Here is a 24,733-nt window from a genome sequence, read left to right as displayed (position 1 = left end):
TTTTCACATGACTGAGCAGAACACCCCGGCCGTGGCCACTCCGTTCCCGTCCGCCTCGATCCTGGGCTACCCGCGCATCGGCCGCCGCCGCGAACTGAAGAAGGCCGTCGAAGCCTACTGGGCAGGCAAGATCGACGCCGCCGCGCTTGACGCCGCCGCCAAGGAAATCCAGCTGGGCACCGCGAAGCGCCTGCAGGGCCTGGGCCTCACCGAAGCCGCAGCCGTACCCGGCACCTTCTCCTTCTACGACCAGGTGCTCGACGCCGCCGCCCACCTCGGCGCCGTGCCGGCCCGTTTCGGCAACCTCCTCAACGCTGAGGGACAGCTGGACATCGACGGCTACTTCACCCTGGCCCGCGGCAACAAGGACCAGCAGCCGCTGGAAATGACCAAGTGGTTCGACACCAACTACCACTACCTGGTGCCGGAAATCGGCCCGGAAACCAACTTCGCGCTGGCCTCCAACCGGATCGTTGAAGAGTTCGAATACGCCCTCGCCAACGGTGTGGAGACCCGCCCGTACATCGTCGGCCCGGTCACCTTCCTGCTCCTGAGCAAGGCTTCCGACGACGCCCCGGCCGGCTTCAGCCCGCTGTCCCGCCTCGAGGACGTCCTGCCGGTCTACACCGCGCTGCTGGAAAAGCTCGCCGCCGCCGGCGCCAGCTGGGTCCAGCTGGACGAGCCCGCCCTGGTGGTTGACCAGGACACCTCCGCCGAAGAGATCCAGGCCGCGGCGGCACGCTCCTACGAGGTCCTGTCCGCTGCAGCCAACCGCCCGCAGCTTTTTGTCTCCACCCCGTACGGCGCACTGAACGGCCAGCTGGGCACCCTCGCCGCCACCAACATCGACGCCCTGCACATCGACGTCTTCAAGGGCGCCGTCCCCTCCGCAGCAGCACTCGCCGCACTGGGCAGCAAGACCCTGGTTGCCGGCGTCGTGGACGGCCACAACATCTGGCGCAACGACCTGCAGGCCTCGGCGGACAAGATCGCCGAACTGAAGAAGTCCGTGGCCAAGCTGGCCATCAGCACGTCCACCTCCACCCAGCACGTCCCGCACGACGTCGCGGAAGAGGCACAGCTGTCCGAGCAGCTCCGCAGCTGGCTGGCCTTCGCCGACCAGAAGGCTGTTGAGGTTGTCACCCTCGCCGGCCTGCTCACCGACGCTGCCGCCGTGCAGCCGGCCATCGATGAAGCCACCCGCATCATCGCCAACCGCGCCGCCGCCGAGGGCGTCCAGCGCGCCGACGTCCGTGCCCGCACCGCGGCCCTGACGCCGGCCGACTTCAGCCGCTCCGAATACTCGGTCCGCGAAGCCGCCCAGGAAGAGGCCCTGCACCTGCCGCCGCTGCCCACCACCACCATCGGCTCCTTCCCGCAGACCTCCGAAATCCGTTCGGCCCGTGCCCGCAACAACAAGGGCGACCTCACCAATGAGCAGTACGAGCAGCTCATGAAGGACGAGATCAAGCGCGTTGTGGAGCTGCAGGAAGAGCTCGGCTACGACGTCCTGGTGCACGGCGAGCCCGAGCGCAACGACATGGTCCAGTACTTCGCCGAGAACCTGGAAGGCTTCGACGTCACGGTGCACGGCTGGGTCCAGTCCTACGGCTCACGCTGCACCCGCCCGTCCATCCTCTGGGGCGACGTCACCCGCAGCGCCCCCATCACGGTGGCCTGGGCCGAGTACGCCCAGTCGCTGACCAGCAAGCCGATGAAGGGCATGCTGACCGGTCCGGTCACCATCCTGGCCTGGTCCTTCGTCCGCGACGACCAGCCGCTGGGCGAGACCGCCAACCAGGTGGGCCTGGCCCTCCGCGACGAAATCGCCGACCTCGAAGCCGCCGGCATCAAGGTCATCCAGGTGGACGAGCCCGCCCTGCGCGAGCTCCTTCCCCTGCGCAAGGCCGACCAGGCCTCCTACCTGGACTGGTCCGTGAACTCGTTCCGCCTGGCCACCGCCGGTGCTGCCGACGCCACCCAGATCCACACCCACCTGTGCTACTCCGAGTTCGGCGCTATCATCGACGCCATCGACGGACTGGACGCGGACGTCACCTCCATCGAGGCCGCACGTTCACGCATGGAGGTTGTCCACGACCTCGAGTCCCACGGCTTCGGCCGCGGCGTTGGCCCGGGCGTCTACGACATCCACTCGCCGCGCGTCCCGGGTGAGCAGGAAGTCACCGAGCTGCTCAGCACCGCTGTGAAGCACGTCCCGTCCCGCCAGCTCTGGGTCAACCCGGACTGCGGCCTGAAGACCCGCGGCTACGCCGAGACCGAAGAGTCCCTGCGCAACCTCGTCGCAGCCACCAAGACGGTCCGTGCCGAACTGCTCGAAGCAGCCAAGTAGTAGCAGCCAGGTAGCCAAAAGCAACCACGCACGACGGCGGCCGGTCACCTCAGGTGACCGGCCGCCGTCGGGCTTTAACAATCGATTGCTTTACGACTCCCAGACAATTTCGTCGTCCACCACGCCGTCCTCGTCGGCGGAGGCCACCAGCACTTCGTCGGTGAAGTGCTCGCCCAGCGTGAAGTCCAGGACGAAGTAGCGTTCGGGCTGGCCGGGGTAGATTCCCACGTGGCCCAGCTTCAGGGCCTTCAGGAACACAGCATTCGTCAGCTGGCTCCTGTCCTCCACGCCGAACACCTTCTTGAGGTGCTCGTCCTTGATGGCATTGCAGTGGAAGTGGCGGTACTCCTGGGGGCTGGTGCCCTCCTGGTCCAGCTCCTCGGCAATCATGTCCCGCACCTGGTCCACGAGCTCGGGCAGGTACCGCAACCTGTAGTCCACCTTGTGCATGGCCGCCTCGTCGAAGTGGTCATGCGCGTTGATGTTCAGGTCCAGTTCAACCGGCCGGCCAGCCAGTTCATGTTTGGCGGCGATGTTATGGTCCCGGCCGTGGTTGAGCTCGATCTCTCCAAAGTGGCGGCTGAGTACCTTGTTCATATCTTCAACATAGTCCTCTCGGGCAGTCCATTCCAGCATCGGGGATTTTTTATCTGGGACGGGACCCGGGCGGGTCCCCGCGCAGGTACATTGATCGGATGCACACTGCTGCCGCCGTCGTCGCCCGATCCCGCGAGCTTTTCGACAGCGGGGCGACCCGTCCGCTGGCCTGGCGCCTCGAACAGCTGGGAAATCTGCGCAGGATGCTGACCGAACGCGGTGGGGATTTCGTCGGCGCCCTGCTCAGCGACCTGGGCAAGCACCGGAGCGAATCGCAGCTGACCGAAATTGGATTCGTCACCGCCGAGGCGGCCCACCTGGAACGGCACCTGGCAGCGTGGCTGCGGCCCCGCCGGGTCGACGTGCCGCTCGCTGTGCGGCCGGCCAGGGCCTGGACCGAGCTAACTCCGCTCGGGGTGGTGCTGGTGATCGGACCCTGGAACTACCCGGTGCAGCTGACCCTCGCACCGCTCGCCGGAGCCATTGCCGCCGGCAACACCGTGATCCTGAAGCCGAGCGAGCATGCCCCGGCCACGTCGGCCGCCCTGGCCCGCTGGGTGCCCGAGTACCTGGGCGGCGCCGCAGCGGTGGTGACCGGCGGCATCCCTGACACCACGGCCCTGCTGGCGGAACGTTTCGACCACATTTTCTTCACGGGCGGGCAAAACGCCGCCCGCGTGGTCATGCGGGCTGCGGCCGAACACCTGACGCCGGTGACCCTGGAACTGGGAGGCCGGTGCCCGGCCTACGTCGACGGCACCGCTGACCTGGCGACCACGGCCAGGCGCATCGCCTGGGGCCGGTTCGTGAACGCAGGGCAGACGTGTGTGGCGCCCGACTATGTGCTGGCCACTCCCGGGGTGCTGGAGGCCCTCGAGCCGCAGCTGGTCCGGGCCATCACCTCAATGTTCGGAACGGACCCGTCGGCCAGCGCCTCCTATGGCCGGATCATCGACGACCGGCACTTCGTACGGCTCGCGGAGCTGGCTGACGGCAGCACGGTGGTCCACGGCGGCCAGCGGGACCGGGGCAGCCGGTACTTTGCGCCGACCCTGCTGCGGCCCGAACCCGGCGATGCTGTCCTGGACGAGGAAATCTTCGGCCCGCTGCTGCCGTTGGTCCCCGTCACCGGAAGCGACGAGGCCATACGCATGATCAACGCCGGTCCCAAGCCGCTCGCCGTGTATGTCTTCAGCCCCGATGACAAGGTCCGCGGGTCCTTCGCGGAGAATACGTCGTCCGGTGCCCTTGCCTACGGGGCGCCGGCGGCGCACGCCGCGGTCCCGGGGCTCCCGTTCGGCGGGGTCGGCGGCAGCGGCATGGGCGCCTACCACGGTGAGCATTCCGTGCGGACGTTCTCGCACGAGCGGGCCGGCCTGGACAAACCGATGTGGCCGGACACCATCGGGCTGGCCTATCCGCCGTACGGCACGGCAAAGGACCGGCTGGTTACCGCCCTGCTGTCTTCTGCAGGGCGGGTGCCGTTCCGTTCCCGCTAACTTTCACGGGTTGGTTCCCAGGCTGTGCAGGGTATCGGCCAGGAGTTCGACGAAGAGCTGGACCCTGGCCGTCTGCTTGTCATTGATCAGCAGGGCAAACACGTTCCTGGCCAGCCTGATCTCCGGAACGTCAAGGACCACCACTCCGGCGGGCCGGTGCCGCAGGGCAAGTTCGGGGACGAGAGCCGCGCCAAGGCCCGCGGCGGTCATTTCGAGGCTCGCATGGAAGTCATCGCTGTAGGCGACGACCCGGGGGTGCAGGTTGCAGCTGGCGAACAGCCGTTCAATCACCGTTGCGTCGCTGGTGCCCGGGTGGTGGACAATCCACGGCATGTCGGACAGATGGTCCGCGGCCACCTTGGCGTCGGTGCGGAAACCCCAGGCCGCGGGAAGCACCACGCGGAAGTCGTCGTCGCCGATCCACTGCCGGTTCACCGTATGCGGCCACGCCAGGCCGGACTGGCCCACCTGGTAGACCAGGGCCACATCGAGTTCGCCGCCGGTGCGCAGCCCCTGGATGGTCTGCGCCGGCTCGGCCACGGAAACCCGGAGGTCGATGCCGAGCTTCTTCCATGCCGGGTTCCGCAGGATCAGCGGCAGGACGTAGGTGGCGAGGCTGGGGAATATTCCCAGCCTGAGTTCCTGGCTGGTGGCGTCGTGGGTCCTGGCGGCAGCCGCCATGAGGGCCTCGATGTCCGTCAGGACCTTGGCGGCGTGCCGGGTCATCACCAGGGCAGCTTCGGTGGGGTGAATGCTTCTGGCCGAGCGCTGGAAGAGATCCACGCCGGTGTCCCGCTCCAGGGCGGACATCTGCTGGGAGACGGCGGAGGCCGTGTAGCCGAGCCGGTTGGCTGCCGCCGCGAATGAGCCCAGCCGCGTGACCTCCACCAGCGTCCGCAAATGAACAGGGTTGATCAATGGTTGCCCTTCGCCTTCGGAAATCCCGCTTCATTGTGGCATATCGCCCCGTGGCCCCGGAATGTCGCCCTCCCGGGGCTGCATCCATGGCGGAGAATCGCGTCAAGGCGGCCGGCTGGAATTAAGACTCATCCGGGCGCCCGTCGGTTACGAATTGCCCATAAGACGATCCATCAGGATGATTCAGGCCAAGCCAACAGGAGCAGATCAGTGTCGCAAGCAGCAACGATTCCGGACGGCAGGCGGATAGCCGTCATTGGCAGCGGCGTGGCAGGACTGACCGCAGCCTATGTCCTGAACCAGCGGGACGCCGTGAGCCTTTTCGAGGCGGACTCCCGGCTGGGCGGACACGCCCACACCCACGAGGTGATGCAGCCGGACGGACCGGCCCTGGGCGTGGACACCGGCTTCATCGTGCACAACGAACGCACGTACCCCACGCTGCTGCGGCTCTTCGCGGAGCTGGGGGTTGAGACGCAGGACTCCGAGATGAGCATGTCCGTCCGCTGCGACGGATGCGGGCTTGAATACGCCGGGGCCCGTGCCAAAGGGCGCGGGATCATCCCCAGGCCCTCCACCTTGCTGCGCGGACGGTACCTGCTGATGCTGCTGGAGGTGACGCGGTTCCACCGCCGTGCCCGCGCCCTGCTGGCCGCGGAACCATCAGCGACTGCGGATGCAGGCACGGACGGCATGACTTTGGCAGATTTCCTGGCTCGGGAGAAGTTCAGCCGCTACTTTATTTCGCACTTCATGACCCCCGTGGTCAGTGCCGTGTGGTCCTGCGATCCCGCCACCGCGCTGGCCTACCCTGCACGCTATCTTTTCACCTTCCTGGCCCACCACGGCCTCCTGGGTGTCACGGGATCGCCGCAATGGCGGACCGTGACCGGTGGATCCCGTACCTACGTGGACAAGGTGTCCGCCACGCTGCCGGACGTCCGGCTCGCCAGCCCCGTCACCTCCGTGCGCCGCCACGCGGAGGGGATCGAACTCACCACCCCGCAGGGCAGGGAAAGCTTCGACGCCGTTGTGATCGCCACGCACCCCGGGCAGGCGCTGCGTATGCTCACCGACGCCTCGCCGGAGGAGAAGGACGCCCTGGGCAACATGCCCTACTCCGTCAACCAGACGGTCTTCCACCGCGACGAGGCCGTCCTGCCGTCCAGCGGCAATGCCCGGGCCTCGTGGAACTACCGGCTGCCGTCCTGCGACGCGCGGCCTGACAAGGTCCTGGTCAGCTACGACATGACACGCCTGCAGCGGCTCGCACCTGCCGACGGCGGCCGCTACATCGTGAGCCTGGGGGAGTCCGAACTCATCTCCGACGGCACGGTCCTGGACAGGATGGTCTACGAACATCCGCAGTACACGCCGGACTCCCTCCGGGCCCAGCAGCAGATCCTGGCGCTGGGGGACGGGCGCCTGGCCTTCGCCGGCGCGTACCACGGCTGGGGTTTCCATGAGGACGGCGCACTCTCCGGCGTCAATGCTGCCGCCCGGCTTGGCCGGACGTGGGAGCCGCGCGGCTGGGAACGGCAGGCCGTTGCTTCCCATCCCGCGCTGTCCGATTCTGCGCCGTCCGATGCTGCGCTGTCCGATTCCGGTTTGTCCCATTCGTCCATGCAGGGCGCTGCTGCGGAGGGAACCTGATGAATACCCAGGCAGCCATTTACCGCACGTCCATCGCCCATGTGCGCCGGACACCGCTGCACAATGCGTTCACGTACCGCAGCTACAGCTGGTACGTCGACGTCGACCGGCTCCCGTCCGTGCCCTGGCCGCTCAGGCCGCTCGTGGATTTCCGCGTCGCGGACCACCTCGGAGACCCGGCCGGCTCGCTCCGCGGCAACGTGGAACGGTTCCTGCGGACCCGGGGTATGGAGCCCGACGGCGGCAGGATCACCATGCTGGCCAGCGCCAGGGTGTTCGGCCACGTCTTCAATCCGCTCAGCCTGTTCTGGTGCCATGACGCCGCCGGGCACCTGCGCTGCGTCGTCGCCGAAGTGCACAACACCTACGGTGAGCGGCACTGCTACCTTCTCGAAACCGACGACGCCGGCCGGGCCAGCGTTCCCAAGGCGTTTTACGTTTCCCCGTTCAACGACGTCGAAGGCCAGTACCGGATGAAACTGCCGGTACCGGGGGAGCGGCTCGCAGTATCCATCGTGCTGGAGCGCGAAGGGCACAAGCCTTTTGTGGCCACCGTTGACGGCGAACGCCATGAAGCCTCCGTCCCGAACATCCTCGCCGCCGCGCTCGCCGTTCCCCTGGCGCCGCTGCGCGTAGCAGCGCAGATCCGGTGGCAGGGCATCAAGCTCTGGGCGCGCCGGCTGCCCCTCATCAAACGACCACACCACCCCTCACAGGAGGCAGTTCAGTGACAATGACCGAAACGACCGGATCCGCCGCGGGACAGCCTGCGAACCAGGGTTCCACCCCGGCCCGGACCGGCCTCGCCCCCGACTGCACAGTTCCCTACACCGTTCCGCAGCCGCCCGCGGTGATCGACGCCGACGTGTGGCCGAGCATCGCCGCAGTACCCAGGAGCCTTAAAGCGCTGGTGGCCGGCCGGGCCGCCGATGCCATCTTCAAGGCCGCCGTGCGGAGGCTTCCCCTCGAAGTCCGCTACCCGGACGGGACGGTCCTCGGCAGGGCAGCCGTGCCAGGCAAGAGCTACCCGGTGATGACCATGAACCGTCCGGAGGCCTTTGCTGCCCGGCTCGGCGACGGCGGGCTGATCGGCCTGGGGGAGTCCTTCATGGCAGGGGACTGGGACGCCGATGACCTCACAGCGGTAATGGAAGTATTCGCCGCCCGCGTCGGGACGCTCGTGCCTGAGCCGCTGCAGAAACTGCGGGCCCTCTACCTCCCGCGCCAGCCGCGCAGGGAACGCAACACCGAGCAGAACACCCGCTCGAACATCTCACGGCACTATGACCTCTCCAACGAGCTGTTTGCCTCGTTCCTGGACAGCACCATGACGTACTCCAGCGCGCTCTTTCCGGAGAGCGGCGACGCCCTGCGGACCGTTGCCTGGGACGGTTTCGCCGCAGCCCAGCATGCGAAGATCGACCGGCTGCTGGACAAAGCCGGCGTCGGGAAGGGAACACGGGTCCTGGAAATCGGCACCGGCTGGGGCGAACTCGCCCTCCGGGCGGCTGCACGCGGAGCCACCGTCTACTCCGTCACGCTCTCCAGCGAACAGCAGGAGCTCGCCCGCCAGCGCGTGGCGGAGGCCGGCTACGCGGACTCCGTTTCCATTGAGCTCAAGGACTACCGGGCGGTGGAAGGCGAGTACGACGCCGTCGTGTCGGTGGAAATGATCGAGGCCGTCGGCTACGAGTACTGGGCCACGTACTTCCAGACGATCGAGCGCGTCCTTGCCCCGGGCGGCAAGGTGGCCATCCAGGCCATCACCATCGCCCATGACCGCCTCATCGCCACCCGGACCAGCTACACCTGGGTGCACAAGTACATCTTCCCCGGCGGCGTCATCCCGTCCGTCCGGGCCATCGAGGAAATCACCGAGAAGCAGACCGGGCTCCGGGTCCGCGAACGCCTGGCCATGGGCGAGCACTACGCACAGACCCTGCGCCTCTGGGAGGAGCGGTTTATGTCCCGCGCCGACGAGGTGGCGGCCATGGGGTTCGACGCGATTTTCCAGCGGATGTGGCTGTTCTACCTGTGCTACTCCAGGGCCGGCTTCGAGACGGGCTACCTTGACGTCCAACAGATTGTCCTGGACCACGCAGCATCCAAACGCGCGGCCGGCGGTCCCGGCTCCCATCCGCGCATGTAGTTCCGTTCATCACATCGGGGGTCCTGACGAAGCGTTCAGGACCCCTTATGTGTGCCCCGCGACACGCGTCCGGCACCGCCGCGACACGCCGTCCACCACGCGACACGCAGGGGATTAAATGTGGCTAACTACTCCACAGGGTGTGGATTTCGTCCTTGAAAACAGCAGAAACACGGACATTTTTCACCCCATGGCCTGTGGATTAACGGTGCATTAAATGACATACTTGTAATACATCATCTTGGGGTTCGTCCGAGGCGCTTGCACTACATGTAGTATCGACATACAGATTGACCGGGGCATCTGCGTCAGACATCAACATGCATATAGGCTGCCTGGGCAGCCGCCGGCGAGACCAGTATTCGGACATGGATTCCAGTTCGGGCAGGGCTCGCGGATTACGAAGAGCAATGACTTCAACAAAGGGGACAGGGACCATGACCGTAACGGTTTACACGAAGCCGGCCTGTGTTCAGTGCAACGCGACCTACCGTGCGCTGGACAAGAAGGGCATCACCTACCAGAGCGTCGACATCTCGCAGGACGCGGATGCACTCGAGCGCCTGAAGGCCCTGGGTTACATGCAGGCTCCCGTTGTGGTTACCGAGCAGGACCACTGGTCCGGATTCCGTCCGGACAAGATCGAGGAACTGGCACTGGCTGCCGCATCCTCCGTCGCGTAGGGGCAAATTTCCCACCAACAACACAGGCGAGGTGACTCCCGTGGCAGCACTGGCATTGGCCGATGCTCCCCTTGGGGCTCAGGCCGTCAACACGACCCAAAGCCAACTCATCTATTTTTCCTCGGCATCCGAGAACACCCGGCGCTTCGTTGAGAAGCTCGGCCGGGATGTAGCCCGGATTCCCCTGTATCAGCGTGAAGCTGAGCTCGTCGCCACTGAGCCCTTCGTCCTGGTGGTTCCCACTTACGGGGGGACCGGCGGCGAAGGCTCAGTGCCGAAACAGGTGATCCGGTTCCTCAACAACCCGCAGAACAGAAAACTGATCCGCGGGGTGATTGGCGCTGGAAACACAAATTTTGGGGACAACTTCTGCATGGCAGGCGACATCATCGCCTTCAAATGCCAGATACCGCACCTCTACCGCTTCGAACTCATGGGGACGCCTGACGACGTCCGCCTGGTAAATCAAGGATTGGACAAGTTTTGGACACTACTGTCGCAGACACAGAAGTAACCATGCCTGAGGGTCAGGGCTCCCGCGCGGGAGCCGCCGTCGAGAAGACCGCAGAGAAGCCCGCGCTGCCTGCCGCCTACAAGGGCCTGGGCTACCACGAGCTGAACGCCATGCTGAATCTGTACGGACCGAACGGCGAGATCCAGTTCGAGGCGGACCGCGAGGCTGCCCACCAGTACTTCCTGCAGCACGTCAACAACAACACCGTGTTCTTCCACGACCTGGAAGAGAAGCTCGACTACCTGGTGAAGAACCAGTACTACGAGCGCGAGACCCTCGACCAGTACACGATGAACTTCATCCGCGAGCTCTACAAGCGCGCGTACAAGAAGAAGTTCCGTTTCGAGACCTTCCTCGGCGCCTTCAAGTTCTACACGTCCTACACGCTGAAGACGTTCGACGGCAACCGCTTCCTGGAGCGCTACGAGGACCGCGTCTGCATGGTGGCCCTGCACCTGGCCCGCGGCGACGAGCAGCTCGCCCTGCAGATGGTGGACGAGATCATCGAGGGCCGCTTCCAGCCGGCCACGCCCACGTTCCTGAACGCCGGCAAGCGCCAGCGCGGCGAGCTGGTCTCCTGCTTCCTGCTCCGCATCGAAGACAACATGGAGTCGATCGGCCGCTCCATCAACTCCGCCCTGCAGCTGTCCAAGCGCGGCGGCGGCGTGGCGTTCGCGCTGACCAACATCCGCGAAGTCGGCGCCCCGATCAAGCAGATCGAAAACCAGTCCTCCGGCGTCATTCCCGTGATGAAGCTCCTCGAAGACAGCTTCTCCTACGCCAACCAGCTCGGCGCCCGCCAGGGTGCCGGAGCCGTGTACCTGCACGCCCACCACCCGGACATCTACCGGTTCCTGGACACCAAGCGGGAAAACGCGGACGAGAAGATCCGCATCAAGACCCTCTCGCTCGGCGTCGTGATCCCGGACATCACCTTCGAGCTGGCCAAGCGCGACGAGGACATGTACCTGTTCTCCCCGTACGACGTCGAACGCGTCTACGGCATGCCGTTCTCCGACGTCTCGGTCACCGAGAAGTACTACGAGATGGTGGACGATTCCCGGATCAAGAAGACCAAGATCAAGGCCCGCGAGTTCTTCCAGACCCTCGCCGAGATCCAGTTCGAATCCGGCTACCCGTACATCATGTTCGAGGACACCGTGAACCGGGAAAACCCCATCGACGGCAAGATCATCATGTCCAACCTGTGCTCCGAGATCCTCCAGGTCTCCCAGCCCACCACCTACCACGATGACCTGTCCTACGACCAGACCGGCAAGGACATCTCCTGCAACCTGGGCTCGCTGAACATCGCGAAGACCATGGACTCGCCGGACTTCGGCCTGACCATCGAGACGGCCATCCGGTCGCTTTCCGCTGTGTCCGACATGTCCAACATCACCTCGGTGCCGTCGATTGCCCGCGGTAACGACCAGAGCCACGCCATCGGCCTCGGCCAGATGAACCTGCATGGTTACCTGGCTCGCGAGCGGGTCCACTACGGTTCCGAAGAGGGCCTCGACTTCACCAACATCTACTTCTACTCGGTGGTGTACCACGCGGTCCGCGCCTCCAACCTGCTGTCCATTCAGACCGGGCAGACCTTCGGCGGCTTTGAGAAGTCCAAGTACGCCTCCGGCGAGTTCTTCGACAAGTACACGGAGCAGGAGTGGGTGCCGCAGACCGAGAAGGTTGCGGAGCTGTTCAAGAACATCCACATCCCCACCCAGGATGACTGGCGTGAGCTGAAGGCCTCCGTCATGGAGCACGGCATCTACAACCAGAACCTGCAGGCCGTCCCGCCGACGGGCTCGATCAGCTACATCAACAACTCCACCTCCTCGATCCACCCGGTGGCGTCCAAGATCGAGATCCGCAAGGAAGGCAAGCTGGGCCGCGTGTACTACCCGGCGCCGTACCTGACGAACGACAACCTGGAGTACTACCAGGACGCGTACGAGCTGGGCTACGAGAAGGTCATCGACACCTACGCCGCTGCCACCCAGCACGTGGACCAGGGCCTGTCCCTGACGCTGTTCTTCAAGGACACCGCCACCACGCGCGACATCAACAAGGCCCAGATCTACGCCTGGAAAAAGGGCATCAAGACCATCTACTACATCCGTCTCCGCCAGCTCGCGCTGGAAGGGACCGAGGTGGACAACTGCGTCAGCTGCATGCTGTAGCAACCGCCACCGGTTGAGTACGACGGCGGGCGCCCGCCCGCCGTCGTACGCTTAAGTTAACGAAGAACCCAACTTTTAGGGGATGACATGACCGAAAAGGTCAAGCTGCTTAGCCACGTCGAGGCGATCAACTGGAACCGCATCCAGGACGAAAAGGACGTGGATGTCTGGAACCGCCTGGTCAACAACTTCTGGCTGCCGGAGAAGATCCCGCTGTCCAACGACGTCCAGTCCTGGGCGACGCTGACGCCGGACGAGCAGCAGCTCACCATGCGCGTGTTCACCGGCCTGACCCTGCTGGACACCATCCAGGGCACCGTCGGCGCCGTTTCGTTGATTCCGGACGCGATCACGCCGCACGAAGAGGCTGTGTACACGAACATCGCCTTCATGGAGTCCGTGCACGCCAAGAGCTATTCCTCCATCTTCTCCACGCTGGCCTCCACCAAGGAGATCGACGAGGCGTTCCGCTGGTCCACCGAGAATGCGAACCTTCAGAAGAAGGCCCAGATCGTCATGGACTACTACCAGGGCGACGACCCCCTGAAGCGCAAGGTGGCTTCCACGCTGCTGGAGAGCTTCCTGTTCTACTCGGGCTTCTACCTGCCGATGTACTGGTCCTCACGGGCCAAGCTGACGAACACGGCAGACCTGATCCGCCTGATCATCCGCGACGAGGCCGTGCACGGCTACTACATCGGCTACAAGTTCCAGAAGGGTCTGGAGAAGGTTTCCGAGGAGAAGCGCCAGGAGATCAAGGACTACACCTTCGAACTGCTCTTCGAGCTCTACGAGAACGAAGTCCAGTACACGCACGACCTCTACGACTCCGTTGGCCTGGCCGAGGACGTCAAGAAGTTCCTGCACTACAACGCCAACAAGGCGCTGATGAACCTGGGCTACGAGGCCATGTTCCCGGCTTCCGTCACCGACGTGAACCCGGCCATCCTTTCGGCACTGTCCCCGAACGCGGACGAGAACCACGACTTCTTCTCCGGGTCAGGCTCCTCCTACGTGATCGGCAAGGCCGTCAACACTGAGGACGAGGACTGGGACTTCTAGTCCTCCTCGTCTCTTGCCAGGACCCCTTGCGTGCGCATAGGGGTCCTGCGTGTGAGATGACAAAATAGGTGGCACCGCGGCAAGCAACTTGGCGCGGTGCCACTTTTTTGCCCCCCTTCTGGAGGCTACACATCCGCAGGACTCGCGCCCTGAAGACGTCAGGGCCGGACTAGTCCTGTACTGCCCGGCCGGCGATGGCGAGGGAGATGTGCCGGGGGAGGCGCTGGGCCATTCCGGCAAGCAGGCGGTTCCCCCATCCGGAGACGACGCTTACGGGTGTAGAGCGGCGGTCGAGGGCGCGAAGGGCAGTGTCGATGACCTGGCTGGCGCTCTGCAGCCGGCCGACTGCTGCGGCCTGGCTCCCAAGTACATCGAAGAACTCGGTGCGGGTAGCCCCCGGGCAGAGTGCGAGCACACGAAGGCCCGAGTCCTTTGTCTCGTGTGCCAGCGCTTCCGTGAAGCTCAGGACAAAGGCTTTGGTTGCTCCGTAAACCGCCATCCCAGGCACCGGCTGAAATGCGGCGGTGCTGGCCACGTTGATGAGTGCGCCCCTTCCTGTGGAGAGCATCTCCGGGAGGAATGCCCGCGTGGTGTCCACGAGCGAAGCCACGTTGAGGGAGATCTCAGAGGCGATGATCGCGGGGTCTTCCTCCACCAACGGCCCGCGCGTGCCGAAGCCCGCGTTGTTGATCAGGGTGTCGATGCGGATACCGCGGCTGGTGAGCTCGTCGTGGAGCTCCGTTCCGGCTCCCGGGTGGCTCAGGTCCTTCGAAAGCGTTGTTACGGAAATGCCGTGGGCGTCGCGGAGCTTGCGGGCGAGATCCTCAAGCCTGTTGGTCCGCCGTGCAACCAAGACAAGATTGGCCCCACGCGCCGCAAGCCGCGTGGCGAACTCGGAACCGAGCCCGGAGCTCGCTCCAGTGATGAGTGCCGTCGTGCCGGTGAAGGTCATGGTCATGTCGAATCCGATCTATGTCATGGCTGCTTATGTAGCCAATGCCAACATAGTAGGCAGTGGCACCATTGTTGTCAATGACTACATCGTGGTTATACTGAAGCATGATCGACCAGCCCTACCATCACGGCAACCTCCGCGAGGCGTTGCTCGCACGTGCAACGGAAATCATCGAGGAAGCAGGCGTCGAGGGACTTTCCCTGCGGCAACTCGCACGTGACCTCGGCGTTAGCCACGCGGCGCCCGGAAAGCACTTCCGCGACAAACAGGCGCTCATCGATGCCCTAGCCCTTGACGGCTTCCGTGAAATGAATGCCCGGATAAAAGGAGCGTCCGAAGCTGCCGGAGGCCACCGTTCACGCTTTGTCCGGATCGCGAGAGCCTACGTGGACTTCGCAGTCACCCACCCGGTCCAGTTGGCCGTGATGCACTCGACCAAGCACCACCCGGATGCCAGCGAAGAACTGCACAACATCGGCGAAGACGGTATGCGGATCGCCAGAGCACTCATCGCAGAAGCCCAGAACGCCGGAGACTTGGCTTCAGGCGACGCAGAGAGGCTCGCGCTCGTATGCTTCGTGAGCCTCCATGGAGCCGCACTGCTGGCGGCCGGAAACCTCCTCGATGGAGCATCCGTGGACGACCTGACCCTTGCGACAACCGACCTGTTGTGGGCGGGAATGGTCGCAGGCATACCCGCGCCCCACGGAGCCCCGGGACTCCGCTCTTGAGTGAGGCTTTCGGGAAGTGCTGCCAGAAGGAATGACGTTAACGGGTAGCATGCCCGATCGCGCCCGAGATGCCGTCAGATTGGGCGGTGGACAAGGGGATGGCGGAGATCGGGGCGTTCAGCCCGCAGCTGCATCACTACATCAGCCACAGCCGTTGTGGTCCCGACCGTCGGACTCGCAGTGGCAGTCCCCGCACATTACCCGTGGGGTCTGGCCACGTTTGGGCACCTCGGCCCGGTCTACCTCGCTGTCCTGATTTTCCTGGCAGGGGTCGGGGTAGCCTACAGCGGGATGCGAAGCCCGGCGATGAAACACGACTGAGATTCCGAACCGGGCCGCAGGTGTGCGGAACGGAGTCTCACATCTACCGGAGATTCTTCGCAGCAAGGTGGACAGGAGCCACAAGCTCTATCTCGAAACCATCGGAGTTGGCCAGGTATGCCGCATAGTGGTCCGGACCACCTGCATGCGGGTACTTGTTGGCAAACAACTGTTTCCAACCGTGGTGCGAACACTCCCGCGCCAGAGCGTCCACACGCTGCCGGTTTCCGGCCTTCAACGCCAGGTGATTCAGTCCGGCCGATGTGCGCTGGTGCTCGCGGCTACTCAGGTCCGGGGATTCCTCCACGACGATGTAAAGACCGCCCCGTCGCCAACTGATTCCATTCGTCCAGTTTTGATAGGTTTCATATCCCAAGCTGGAGAGAATCCAGCCCCACTCATCCTTGGCCCTTTTGAAGTCGGGCACCCACAGTTCGATATGGTGCATGGCACCTTCGGAATCATCGTCCACGTCGCGAGTCTCTCACACACCTCGTGGCCATGTGGCCGCGTCGCCCGACGATCGATGGAGCCTGCCTGATCTGAGCGGGGCGCGCAGCACTGCCGGTTACGTCATGTCGTCGAGTGCTCCCGCGCACGCGTGAGCCATTCGGCAACAAGGGCTTGGACGAGGCCGGGTTGCTCGTGCATCAGAGCGTGGCCGGCGCGATCAAGTACGGCAAAGGTGGCGCGGGGGTATTGCTCGATCAACTCACCAGGGCCTGTGTAACCTGACGTGGCATCCTGTCGCCCGGCAAGGACCAGTACTGGACGAAGATAGGATTTCGAAGCTTCCGGCCGATCCCGTAGCTCCCAGTTCGAAAAGATTCGCATCAGGCCCGACTCGTCCGCGAGCGAGTCCGCGGGAGCCACATACTCCTGGAACCGGCGCAGCGTTTCAGCCGTCTGCACCACGAAGTAGCTGCGGTACGTAGCCTCGAGATCCGGGTCCAGATCGCCGTTCAGTTCAGCCGACGAAACAAGGACCTCGTGCTTGGGCACGTCACGTGTATGCGCGCCAACCGGGCAGATTAGTGCCACCCCGACGGTCTGATCGGGTCTCAGACTGGCAATTGCCCGGGCTAGGTAGCCGCCGTAAGAGTGGCCAATGACAAGAAACGGTTCATCACCAATGACGCTGTCGATAAGGCCAAGCAGGAGGTCAAGTACGTCATCGTTGCTCGTGATCGTCTCGGGCGCCGGGGTGCGGCCCATCCCGGGCAGGTCCGGATACAGGCGCCGAAAGCCCGGCACGTTGGAGAATATCGGTTCAAGGGCGCCAGCGATCTCGCGGTGATCCACGCCAGCCCCGTGCAGAGCGAGAACGGGCTTACCGCTGCCGTACTCGGCGTAATGCACACGCACGTCGCTGACCGTGGCTTCCATCCAGACAGTGTAGAGCGCATCCTGCGGCGGCGTTGCGGCACGCGAGCACTTACCTTTCCTCAGGCCGGGAGTAGGACGAGCCGGAGGGGGTCCGCTCCAATAGTCCGAAGTCGATCATGTAGCGGCGCAGCATCACGACGTCATCGGTATAGCTGAGGAGGCGTTGATTAACCAACTTTTCCGTTAGATGTTCGCCCGGCTCGATGGCCTCGCTGACAATCCACGCCAGGAGCTCCCGCCGTTCCGCCATGTTGGCCGGATACTTCGCGATCCTGCCCAGGCGCATGAAGCGAGCAAATCCGGTCTGGGCCTGCCGCCGGGGTTGTTGCGTGAGGAGGTCCCGGAAGATCGCCTCAGGCGCCGCCAGTTCGCTGGCAGCATTCCGTTCGACGAGCCCGGACTCAAGCAGGGTGGCGATGGCCCGTTCTCGCCGTTGGTCATTCAGCCCGGATATGTCCTCGGGCAGCCGGGCGCCGAGCACTATCTGGGCGTAGGCGGTCCGCGCGTCGTGGTTGGCGAGGGCCGCCATCACCCGCCGCCAGTGCGGACCGCTCATCCTCGTCCCTCCAGCCACAGCCACTCCTCACTCTGCGTCCAGCTGGTCACCATCTACGTGGTCAACAGGAAAAATCGTAGCCCGCTGAACTGGCATGAGTCCCATACGGTAAGTACCGTCTTCGTAATACCAGATTGGCAAACAGGCAGGGGCAATATGGGCAGGAACAGCGGGAACAGGCACAAGGGCAAGGGCGCCAGCGGCGTGGGCAGTCCAGGTCACAGGACCGCCACGCCTCGATCCCTGAGTACCTTCCGGGCCGATCGAGCCGTGGATGCCCTCACACCGGCTTTCGTCCGGTGGTTTGAGGAAGGATCGCCCGACTCCGCGGTGGCTGCCGTAGAGTGCCTGACCCAGATCAAAGCCGTCATGGGCCGCTACATGGAAAGAACGGCCGCGGCCGACGTGACCAACCTCGAACTTGGCGGCTTGTCAGTCGCGATTTCGGACGAAATCTTTTCCATAGTTGATACGGCCGAGACGTTGACCGGCCAGATGGGCGCCTTCGAGAGCAGTAACTTCGTCGTGGACGCCGTTCACGCCTTTGTCGAATTCCTAGGGGAGACCGGACGGTGGAGCGGGACCCCTGCTCAACTGGCCGACGCTATGGACTTCTTCGACACCACTGGAGAGGACGACGGCGGACAGGTTGACCTTGAGGTTCCCGAGATTCCGGAGGAAGAAGCCATAGAGGTCTTCTCCAACCTGCCTCTGATCCAGCGGGCCACTGCGCTGCTTCAGTGGCTGGGCGAAGGCAAGCTGGTTACCGCGACCGGCGCGCTTCGCTTACGGGACATTGAAGCGGCTGCCGCCTGCGTCGGAATCGCCGTCAAGGGTGGCGCCAAACGGGAAGATTCCCGGCCGCCGGCCACCGCGGGTTCCGCGGACGAGGTCCCAACGGTTCGGAGTATGTACGAGGTGCCGCAGCTGGCCCTGCTCTGGAACGTACTGGAGGCGACCGCGCTGATTGAGCTCAAGCCGACGAAGGCGGTGCCCACCGCAGATTCCAGCGTCTTTCTGTTTGGCGAACCCTCAAAGCGGCTCGAGGAATTGGTGTTCCTCGTTGACCAGTTCCTGGTGGCCGCGGTGCTCGATTGGGATCCGGAACAGCCGTGGGAAAGGATAGTTTCGGGGCTGCAGGCATCGGCCCTGCTCGCGGCGGCAACGTCGGATCCGCCGGAGAGGGCCCGGGTCCTGGCCGCCCCGGACAATGCGCCGGAAGCGGACAGTGCACTGGCCGGCATACTTACCAGCGTGGCGGTGAGGCGCCTGGACGAGCTCGCCGAACTGGGGCTGCTGACGATCGACACCCACTTCCGCGTGCCGCCGGCTCTCATCCGCTGCATTGCGAATGTCTTCGATGATGATTCGGTGCTTGCAGGCCTTGGCCTCGACCAGGTTCCCGATGACGCCGGTGTTGGGCCCCTGGTGTAAGGACTGCTGGGCGACCCGCTGATATCCGGCGTTGGATGTGCTCTGCCGTCCGGCTCAGCCCGCCTGCCAGCTGACAGGGAGTTCCGTGAGTCCATAGACGATGGTGCTGTCCATCCGCTCCAGCTGCGCCCCTGTGAGTGTCAGTCCGGGCAGGCGGGACAGGACAGCCTGCAGGGCGATCATTGACTCCAGCCTGGCTAGCGGGGCTCCGAGACAGAAGTGGATGCCCTGGCCGAAGGCGAGATGCCGGGAAGGCCCGCGGTCGATATCGAACTGGTCAGGCCGCTCGAAGTGCCGCTCATCACGGTTCGCCGAGCCGATCCACGCCACCAGTGGGGCGCCGGCCGGCACCTGGACGCCGCCCAACGTGGTGTCAGCAGCCGTCACCCGGTACATGGACTGGACCGGGGAACGATAGCGCAGCACTTCTTCGATTGCCTGCGGCAGCAGCGACGGCTCGGCGCGGAGCCGTTCGATCGTTCCAGGCACTTCGGCGAAACACAGAACAGCATTGCCTATCAGGTTGGTGGTCGTTTCGTTCCCGGCCACGAGCAGCAGGCTGCAGAAGCCCAGCAGTTCGGCCACGCTCAGTTTCTGCCCGTCAATCTCGGCGGAGAGCAGGCTGCTGATCAGGTCATTCCCGGGCCGGCTCCGGCGCTGTTCTATCAGGTCCAGGAAGTACCCGGTCATCTCAACGTTGGTGGCGTGGTGGTCGGCATTCTCTGCTCCGGCTCGCGTCTGGCTGACGATGACATCAGACCACTGCTTGAAACGGTCACGGTCAGCGGGGGGAATGCCCAGGAGTTCTGCTATCACGATCACTGGCAGCGGGTATGCCAACCCCGCGATAAGGTCCGCTGTTCCACTGGAAGCGATGCCGTCCAGCAATTCGTCCGCGAGTTGTGAGATGCGGGGAGCAAGGGCATCCACTGCCTTCGGCGTGAACGCCTGGTTCACCAGGGAGCGCAACTGCCGGTGCCGCGGCGGATCAGTGGTGATCAAGCTCGCAGCGAACAGCTGGCCTGTCTCCGACGGTTCGTCACCGCCCATCCTCGAGGAGAAGGTGGCATGTTCGGAAAGCACGCGCTGCACCTCGTCATACCGGAAGGCATGCCAACTCCCGGATTGCTCGTCGTGGAAGACAGGAGAGGACTCCCTCATCCTCCGGTAATGGGGGAACGGGTCAAGGGATCGCGCGCTATCCGATAAGAAGTCCATGGCTGGCCTCTCTGCTCAGCCCGGCGATCTTTCGGCCCTGGCCGAAGTGTCGGGGCGGTTGGGCCTGAGGCCCCTTCAGAACCTGAGCTTATCCAAGAAGGTCCGGCACGTCAGTAGGTAAGAGGTAGGCCGCCGGCTCACGGTGTCAGCGGACCACGCAGGACGCGAAGGGCAAGGGAAACGTCACCACCCATGACGGCCGTCTCTTCGAGGTTTGACCGGCCCCAGAGCCCGAGGTACATGTCGGGCAATTGCGCGGTGACAGATGCCGCAACGGGTCCCGGACCCACCGTCCAGCTGCCGGCCCCGGGCACGTGGAATGACACGGCCTTCTCCTGCTGCCGCATCCGCCCGAGCCGCAGCTGCCGCGGGCTGAACATGGCCAGGACCTCGTCGACGCCGTCGAGCATGAAGTCCGCTCCCGGGTCAGGGGCCTCCCGGCCGGAAGCCTGGCTGGCATCGATGAGGTGGATGGCGTGTTCGTGCGCCTGCCGGCGAAGCCAGAAACCCGCCGTGCGCGGCGGCGGTCCGAAGTTCCAGCACGGTGCCTCCGGGTCAAGTGCCGCCATTGTCTCGAGGAACGGTCCCGTGCCATCGAGAAACCACGAGGAGGCATCCAAGGCCGGGGGCTCCGGCTCCTCGACGTATTTGCCGCCCAGAACCACGGCGGCCGCCCAGCGTTCAATGGAGCCGAGATGCCCGAACAGCTGATCGAGTGACCACAAAGGGCACGCCGGTACGGAACGGGACAGCACGTCGTCGGACTGGCGGGCGAGCGAGGTTAGGGTGTCAAGTGAGCTGGCCAGCGCGGCAAGATAGCGTTCGGGCGACATGGGATGAGCCTAACGTGCGGCTTCGCTCCCAGCCCGGACGGGACTACGAACGGGAACGGGCTGCTTCTGAGTCGCGGTCAATCCTCACGTCAAAGTCCAGGCCGACGCCGTTGCCCGCGAGGCAGCGGAGGAGGTATGCGCGGAGCGCATCGTTGGTGGCAGTGTGCGCGCTGTGGATGGCTTCACCGCTGAGGAGGGCAAACGAGTCGCCGACGTGGAAGACCGTCAGGAAGCAGTCCTCGAGTTGGTCCGTCCGCAGGTTGCGGACGATTTCCCGGAAGCTGCCCTCTGAGCCGCTCCTGGGCATGGTTGTCACCGAAAAGGTCACTGTGCTTGGCATTCTCGCTGGTCCTCTGTAGCCTCCGGCCGGGGACCTCCCCCCGGCCTCTATGACAGGCTAGCCGCTGCAGTCTGGAGGCAGAACCCTTACCGGCAAGTAAGTTGCAGAATTCATGAATTCGGCAACTGGCGGGATGGTAGGGTCACGGCAACCCGGAGCTGCGGATCCCTAGGCCGTGCGCGACTCGATGAAGTCCCTCAGCTCCATCGGGTCCAGCAGGAGCCCCTGGCTGGTCGCCCAATGGACGTTGACGCCCCCAACCTCGTCGTGAATCGAGATGCGGGCCAGGTTCAATCCCGGGGTGGACCAGGCGTAGGCATCGCGCACCGCATCGTAGAGGGCGCGCTGCTTCCACCGGGACGAGCCCTTGTCGCCGAATACTCCCGGCGCGTCGGAGCCGCCGAACATGGCGTCCGACGACGGGCTGGCCCACCTGCCGCCGGACTTCCCGTCCTTAAGGCACATTCCTTCCATGACCCCGCTGTAGCTGCAGTACTCCTGCGCCCAGGGGAGATCCGGGGACCACGCCGTTTGAAGAGTCACCGGCCGGTAGCGGTTGAAGTGCAGGGCCTCGTCGAACTCGACGAACAACCCGTCAGAACACGCAAAGTCCCACACCCCGGCCGTGAATTCGGCGTCGTCCCTGACACCGCCCAGTGCGCGGTAGACGTCGACGATGGAGCCCCTCACTTCGTCGGACAGCTGCTTCGTGGTCGCCGCCACCACACCATGCTCGCGCGGTGTGTCCAGAACGTCGTATCCGGCTGCTGCCAATGAGGCCTTGAACGCGCTGGCCCGCTTCCCGTGCTTTCCCATGATCGAATCCTAGCGAGCCGGGTCGGGGAACCATCGGACCCGCACGTCCTCATCCTGTGTTCGCCAAAGGCAGATGTTGCTATCGTCGGTAGTGGATTGCCGGCCTGCGGTATTGCCGGCACGCCTCTTCCGGCTACAGGACGAAGGTTCATCATGAAGCGCACACGTCTTTCCGCTATCGGCCTCATTGCAGCGGCAGCACTCGCCCTGGCCGGCTGCGGCTCCGGCTCCACCACTCCGTCCGGTTCGGCCCCCGCGGGAGGTGCGGACACGTCGCTGAGCGATGTCAAGAGCGCAGGCGAGCTCAAGATCGGCACCGAAGGGACCTACAAACCCTTCTCGTTCCATGCCGACGGAAGCGGCGAGCTGACCGGCTACGACGTCGAGATCATCACGGCCGTCACCGGGAAGCTCGGCGTCAAACCGTCCTTCCAGGAAACACAGTTCGACGCGATCTTCGCCGGCCTTGAGGCCAAGAGGTTCGACGTCGTCGCCAACCAGGTCTCGATCACCGACGAACGCAAGGCGAAATACGAATTCTCGGAGCCGTACACGGTGAGCACCGGCGTTATTGTCACCAAGGCAGATGACAGCAGCGTCAGTTCATTCGACAGCCTCAAGGGCAAGACCACCGCGCAGTCCCTGACCAGCAACTGGTACAAGCTGGCCCAGGAAAGCGGCGCCAACGTCGAAGCCGTGGAGGGATGGGCGCAGGCGGTGACACTGCTGAAGCAGGGGCGCGTTGACGCCACCATCAACGACAAACTGACCTACCTGGACTATCAAAAGACCGCGAAGGACGGCGAAATCAAAATCGCCGCCGAAACCACGGACAAGTCGCTCAGCGCCTTCGCGTTCCGCAAGGGATCAACGAGCCTGGCCGATGCAGTGAACACGGCCCTCGGCGAGCTGCAGACCGACGGGACGCTGGCCAGGATTTCGCAGAAATACTTCGACGCTGACGTCACGAAGTAGCGGCATGGAGGCCGACGGAGAACGCAGCGTCAGAGCATGACTATCAACTGGGACCTCGTGTGGAGCTCACTCGGGCCAATCCTGATGGGCGCCGTCACGGGCACGATTCCGCTGGCCCTGGCGTCGTTCGGCCTGGGACTGCTGCTGGCCCTGCTCATCGCCCTCATGCGGCTGAGCAGGAACCCCGTGTTCGCTGCCATTGCGCGGATCTACATCTCAGTCATCCGCGGCACACCACTCCTGGTCCAGTTGTTCGTCATTTTCTACGGGCTGCCTTCAATCGGCGTCACCATCAGCCCCTGGCCCAGCGCCATTATCGCCTTCTCCCTGAACGTGGGCGGATACGCAGCGGAGGTGATCCGTGCAGCCATCCTTTCCGTTCCCAAGGGACAGTGGGAGGCCGGGCACACGATCGGCATGTCCCGCCGTCAGTCGCTGGTGCGGATCATCCTGCCGCAGGCCGCCCGGGTCTCGGTCCCGCCCCTTTCCAACACCTTCATCAGCCTGGTCAAGGACACGTCACTGGCTTCCCTGATCCTCGTCACCGAGCTGTTCCGCCAGGCGCAGCAGGTGGCGGCCTTCAGCCAGGAGTTCATGCTGCTGTATCTGGAGGCGGCCGTCATCTACTGGGTGGTCTGCCTGGTCCTTGCCGGCGGCCAATCCGTCCTGGAGAAAAGGTTGGACCGCTATGTCGCCCACTGAATCCACGCACGCTGAGTCGAAGCGCCAGGACCCGGCGCTGCTGGCCGTCAGGGGACTGAGGAAGGCCTTCGGCAGTCATGAAGTGCTCAAATCCGTCGACATCGACGTCCGCCGCGGCGAAGTGGTCGCCCTGATCGGGCCGTCGGGGTCCGGAAAAACGACGGTCCTGCGGTGCCTCAACGGACTGGAAATACCCGACGACGGCGTGGTGGACTTTGTCGGGCAGCTCGCCGTGGACTTTTCCGCACCGGTGTCCAAGAAGCAGCTGGCCTCCTTACGGGACCGCAGTGCCATGGTGTTCCAGCACTACAATCTCTTCCCGCACAAAACGGTCCTGGAGAACATCATCGAAGGGCCCGTGCAGGTGCAGAAACGACCCAAAGCCGAGGCGATCGCTGCGGCCAGGGAGCTTCTGGCCCGGGTCGGGCTGGAAGGCAAGGAAAAGAGCTACCCGTTCGAGCTCTCCGGCGGGCAGCAGCAGCGCGTCGGCATCGTGCGTGCACTGGCCCTGCGCCCGCAGCTCCTGCTTTTTGACGAGCCCACGTCTGCCCTGGACCCGGAGCTGGTAGGGGACGTCCTGACGGTCATCAAGGAGCTGGCCGATGAAGGCTGGACCATGGTGGTGGTCACCCACGAGCTGGCGTTCGCCCGCCAGGTCGCAGACGAAGTCATCTTCATGGACGGTGGCGTCGTCGTCGAACGCGGGCACCCGGACACGGTCCTGCGTGACCCGCGGGAGGAACGCACCCGGCAGTTCGTGGACCGGCTGCTGAACCCGTTCTAGCGCCGCAGCACCGGACCCCTTGCCCCGTGATGGACGGGCGGAGGAGGATATTTTGTAACCGGTAGGAG

The 24,733-nt window shown here is 64.5% G+C and carries 24 protein-coding genes; 14 read left to right on the top strand and 10 right to left on the bottom strand.

The features are described 5' to 3' along the window. The first annotated feature begins 7 nt into the window (after window positions 1-7). Entirely contained in the window at window positions 8-2,353 is a 2,346-nt protein-coding gene (gene metE, locus AC1DRE_RS02815) for a 5-methyltetrahydropteroyltriglutamate--homocysteine S-methyltransferase (protein ID WP_476983235.1), read from the top strand. A gap of 90 nt (window positions 2,354-2,443) precedes the next feature. Here the strand turns inward: metE and AC1DRE_RS02810 are convergent, their stop codons facing one another. Further along, window positions 2,444-2,950, bottom strand: a complete 507-nt coding sequence (locus AC1DRE_RS02810) for a DUF2004 domain-containing protein (protein ID WP_104173088.1) — start codon at window positions 2,948-2,950, stop codon at window positions 2,444-2,446. A gap of 98 nt (window positions 2,951-3,048) precedes the next feature. Here AC1DRE_RS02810 and AC1DRE_RS02805 point away from each other — a divergent pair, with 98 nt between their 5' ends. Beyond that, entirely contained in the window at window positions 3,049-4,449 is a 1,401-nt protein-coding gene (locus AC1DRE_RS02805; protein WP_476983234.1) for an aldehyde dehydrogenase family protein, read from the top strand. Between the two features lie 3 nt (window positions 4,450-4,452). On the opposite strand, the gene AC1DRE_RS02800 is transcribed toward AC1DRE_RS02805, so the two are convergent. Beyond that, entirely contained in the window at window positions 4,453-5,367 is a 915-nt protein-coding gene (locus AC1DRE_RS02800) for a LysR family transcriptional regulator (RefSeq protein ID WP_476983233.1), read from the bottom strand. 210 nt (window positions 5,368-5,577) lie between these two features. Here AC1DRE_RS02800 and AC1DRE_RS02795 point away from each other — a divergent pair, with 210 nt between their 5' ends. From AC1DRE_RS02795 to nrdF, 7 genes are all read left to right on the top strand, one after another. Next, window positions 5,578-7,020 carry an NAD(P)/FAD-dependent oxidoreductase gene (locus AC1DRE_RS02795; protein WP_476983232.1) on the top strand — a complete coding sequence of 481 codons (1,443 nt, stop codon included), beginning with the start codon at window positions 5,578-5,580 and terminating at the stop codon, window positions 7,018-7,020. Further along, window positions 7,020-7,751 (top strand): DUF1365 domain-containing protein, encoded by a 732-nt coding sequence (locus tag AC1DRE_RS02790; protein ID WP_476983231.1) that lies wholly within the window; start codon window positions 7,020-7,022, stop codon window positions 7,749-7,751. Before AC1DRE_RS02795 ends, AC1DRE_RS02790 begins: the two co-directional genes overlap by 1 nt. Continuing rightward, a complete protein-coding gene (locus AC1DRE_RS02785; RefSeq protein ID WP_476983230.1) occupies window positions 7,748-9,169 on the top strand; it encodes a class I SAM-dependent methyltransferase in 1,422 nt (473 codons plus the stop codon). Before AC1DRE_RS02790 ends, AC1DRE_RS02785 begins: the two co-directional genes overlap by 4 nt. Before the next feature lie 437 nt (window positions 9,170-9,606). Next, a complete protein-coding gene (gene nrdH / locus AC1DRE_RS02780) occupies window positions 9,607-9,852 on the top strand; it encodes a glutaredoxin-like protein NrdH (protein WP_104173085.1) in 246 nt (81 codons plus the stop codon). 40 nt (window positions 9,853-9,892) lie between these two features. After that, window positions 9,893-10,366 carry a class Ib ribonucleoside-diphosphate reductase assembly flavoprotein NrdI gene (nrdI, locus tag AC1DRE_RS02775; protein WP_181038801.1) on the top strand — a complete coding sequence of 158 codons (474 nt, stop codon included), beginning with the start codon at window positions 9,893-9,895 and terminating at the stop codon, window positions 10,364-10,366. Between the two features lie 2 nt (window positions 10,367-10,368). Further along, entirely contained in the window at window positions 10,369-12,552 is a 2,184-nt protein-coding gene (nrdE, locus tag AC1DRE_RS02770) for a class 1b ribonucleoside-diphosphate reductase subunit alpha (protein WP_476983229.1), read from the top strand. An 87-nt stretch (window positions 12,553-12,639) separates the two neighbouring features. Then, window positions 12,640-13,614, top strand: coding sequence for a class 1b ribonucleoside-diphosphate reductase subunit beta (gene nrdF / locus AC1DRE_RS02765; RefSeq protein WP_476983228.1), 975 nt, complete (start codon window positions 12,640-12,642; stop codon window positions 13,612-13,614). Window positions 13,615-13,783: 169 nt separating this feature from the next. Here the strand turns inward: nrdF and AC1DRE_RS02760 are convergent, their stop codons facing one another. Continuing rightward, window positions 13,784-14,572 (bottom strand): SDR family NAD(P)-dependent oxidoreductase, encoded by a 789-nt coding sequence (locus tag AC1DRE_RS02760; protein WP_476983227.1) that lies wholly within the window; start codon window positions 14,570-14,572, stop codon window positions 13,784-13,786. A 101-nt stretch (window positions 14,573-14,673) separates the two neighbouring features. On the opposite strand from AC1DRE_RS02760, the gene AC1DRE_RS02755 reads away from it, so the two are divergent. Further along, window positions 14,674-15,300 (top strand): TetR/AcrR family transcriptional regulator, encoded by a 627-nt coding sequence (locus AC1DRE_RS02755; RefSeq protein WP_476983226.1) that lies wholly within the window; start codon window positions 14,674-14,676, stop codon window positions 15,298-15,300. Between the two features lie 364 nt (window positions 15,301-15,664). Here AC1DRE_RS02755 and AC1DRE_RS02750 read toward each other — a convergent pair whose 3' ends face one another. The 3 genes from AC1DRE_RS02750 to AC1DRE_RS02740 all read right to left on the bottom strand — a co-directional run bounded on the left by AC1DRE_RS02750 (window position 15,665) and on the right by AC1DRE_RS02740 (window position 17,563). Continuing rightward, entirely contained in the window at window positions 15,665-16,093 is a 429-nt protein-coding gene (locus tag AC1DRE_RS02750) for a VOC family protein (protein ID WP_476983225.1), read from the bottom strand. Window positions 16,094-16,194: 101 nt separating this feature from the next. After that, window positions 16,195-17,007 (bottom strand): alpha/beta fold hydrolase, encoded by an 813-nt coding sequence (locus AC1DRE_RS02745; protein ID WP_476983224.1) that lies wholly within the window; start codon window positions 17,005-17,007, stop codon window positions 16,195-16,197. 49 nt (window positions 17,008-17,056) lie between these two features. Continuing rightward, window positions 17,057-17,563 (bottom strand): DUF2087 domain-containing protein, encoded by a 507-nt coding sequence (locus tag AC1DRE_RS02740; RefSeq protein WP_476983223.1) that lies wholly within the window; start codon window positions 17,561-17,563, stop codon window positions 17,057-17,059. Window positions 17,564-17,833: 270 nt separating this feature from the next. Here AC1DRE_RS02740 and AC1DRE_RS02735 point away from each other — a divergent pair, with 270 nt between their 5' ends. After that, entirely contained in the window at window positions 17,834-18,997 is a 1,164-nt protein-coding gene (locus tag AC1DRE_RS02735; protein WP_476983222.1) for a hypothetical protein, read from the top strand. Window positions 18,998-19,051: 54 nt separating this feature from the next. Here AC1DRE_RS02735 and AC1DRE_RS02730 read toward each other — a convergent pair whose 3' ends face one another. The 4 genes from AC1DRE_RS02730 to AC1DRE_RS02715 all read right to left on the bottom strand — a co-directional run bounded on the left by AC1DRE_RS02730 (window position 19,052) and on the right by AC1DRE_RS02715 (window position 22,204). Further along, window positions 19,052-20,080 (bottom strand): cytochrome P450, encoded by a 1,029-nt coding sequence (locus AC1DRE_RS02730; RefSeq protein ID WP_476983221.1) that lies wholly within the window; start codon window positions 20,078-20,080, stop codon window positions 19,052-19,054. Between the two features lie 272 nt (window positions 20,081-20,352). Continuing rightward, window positions 20,353-21,048 carry a maleylpyruvate isomerase family mycothiol-dependent enzyme gene (locus AC1DRE_RS02725; protein ID WP_476983220.1) on the bottom strand — a complete coding sequence of 232 codons (696 nt, stop codon included), beginning with the start codon at window positions 21,046-21,048 and terminating at the stop codon, window positions 20,353-20,355. Window positions 21,049-21,091: 43 nt separating this feature from the next. Next, a complete protein-coding gene (locus tag AC1DRE_RS02720; protein ID WP_476983219.1) occupies window positions 21,092-21,388 on the bottom strand; it encodes a hypothetical protein in 297 nt (98 codons plus the stop codon). A gap of 168 nt (window positions 21,389-21,556) precedes the next feature. Next, window positions 21,557-22,204 (bottom strand): DUF7255 family protein, encoded by a 648-nt coding sequence (locus AC1DRE_RS02715; RefSeq protein ID WP_476983218.1) that lies wholly within the window; start codon window positions 22,202-22,204, stop codon window positions 21,557-21,559. Window positions 22,205-22,357: 153 nt separating this feature from the next. Between AC1DRE_RS02715 and AC1DRE_RS02710 the strand changes: the two genes are divergently transcribed. Genes AC1DRE_RS02710 through AC1DRE_RS02700 form a run of 3 tightly spaced genes read left to right on the top strand, consistent with a single transcriptional unit; the run spans window position 22,358 to window position 24,665 of the window. Beyond that, window positions 22,358-23,179, top strand: coding sequence for an amino acid ABC transporter substrate-binding protein (locus tag AC1DRE_RS02710; RefSeq protein ID WP_476983217.1), 822 nt, complete (start codon window positions 22,358-22,360; stop codon window positions 23,177-23,179). A gap of 36 nt (window positions 23,180-23,215) precedes the next feature. Then, entirely contained in the window at window positions 23,216-23,881 is a 666-nt protein-coding gene (locus tag AC1DRE_RS02705; protein ID WP_181038799.1) for an amino acid ABC transporter permease, read from the top strand. Further along, window positions 23,868-24,665: an amino acid ABC transporter ATP-binding protein gene (locus tag AC1DRE_RS02700; protein ID WP_476983216.1), complete on the top strand. Its 798-nt coding sequence runs from the start codon at window positions 23,868-23,870 to the stop codon at window positions 24,663-24,665. The genes AC1DRE_RS02705 and AC1DRE_RS02700 overlap by 14 nt, the downstream gene beginning before the upstream one ends. Window positions 24,666-24,733 lie beyond the last annotated feature (68 nt).

Source organism: Arthrobacter sp. P4_H3, from assembly GCF_056400885.1.
This window is presented reverse-complemented; position numbering and strand designations above follow the sequence as displayed.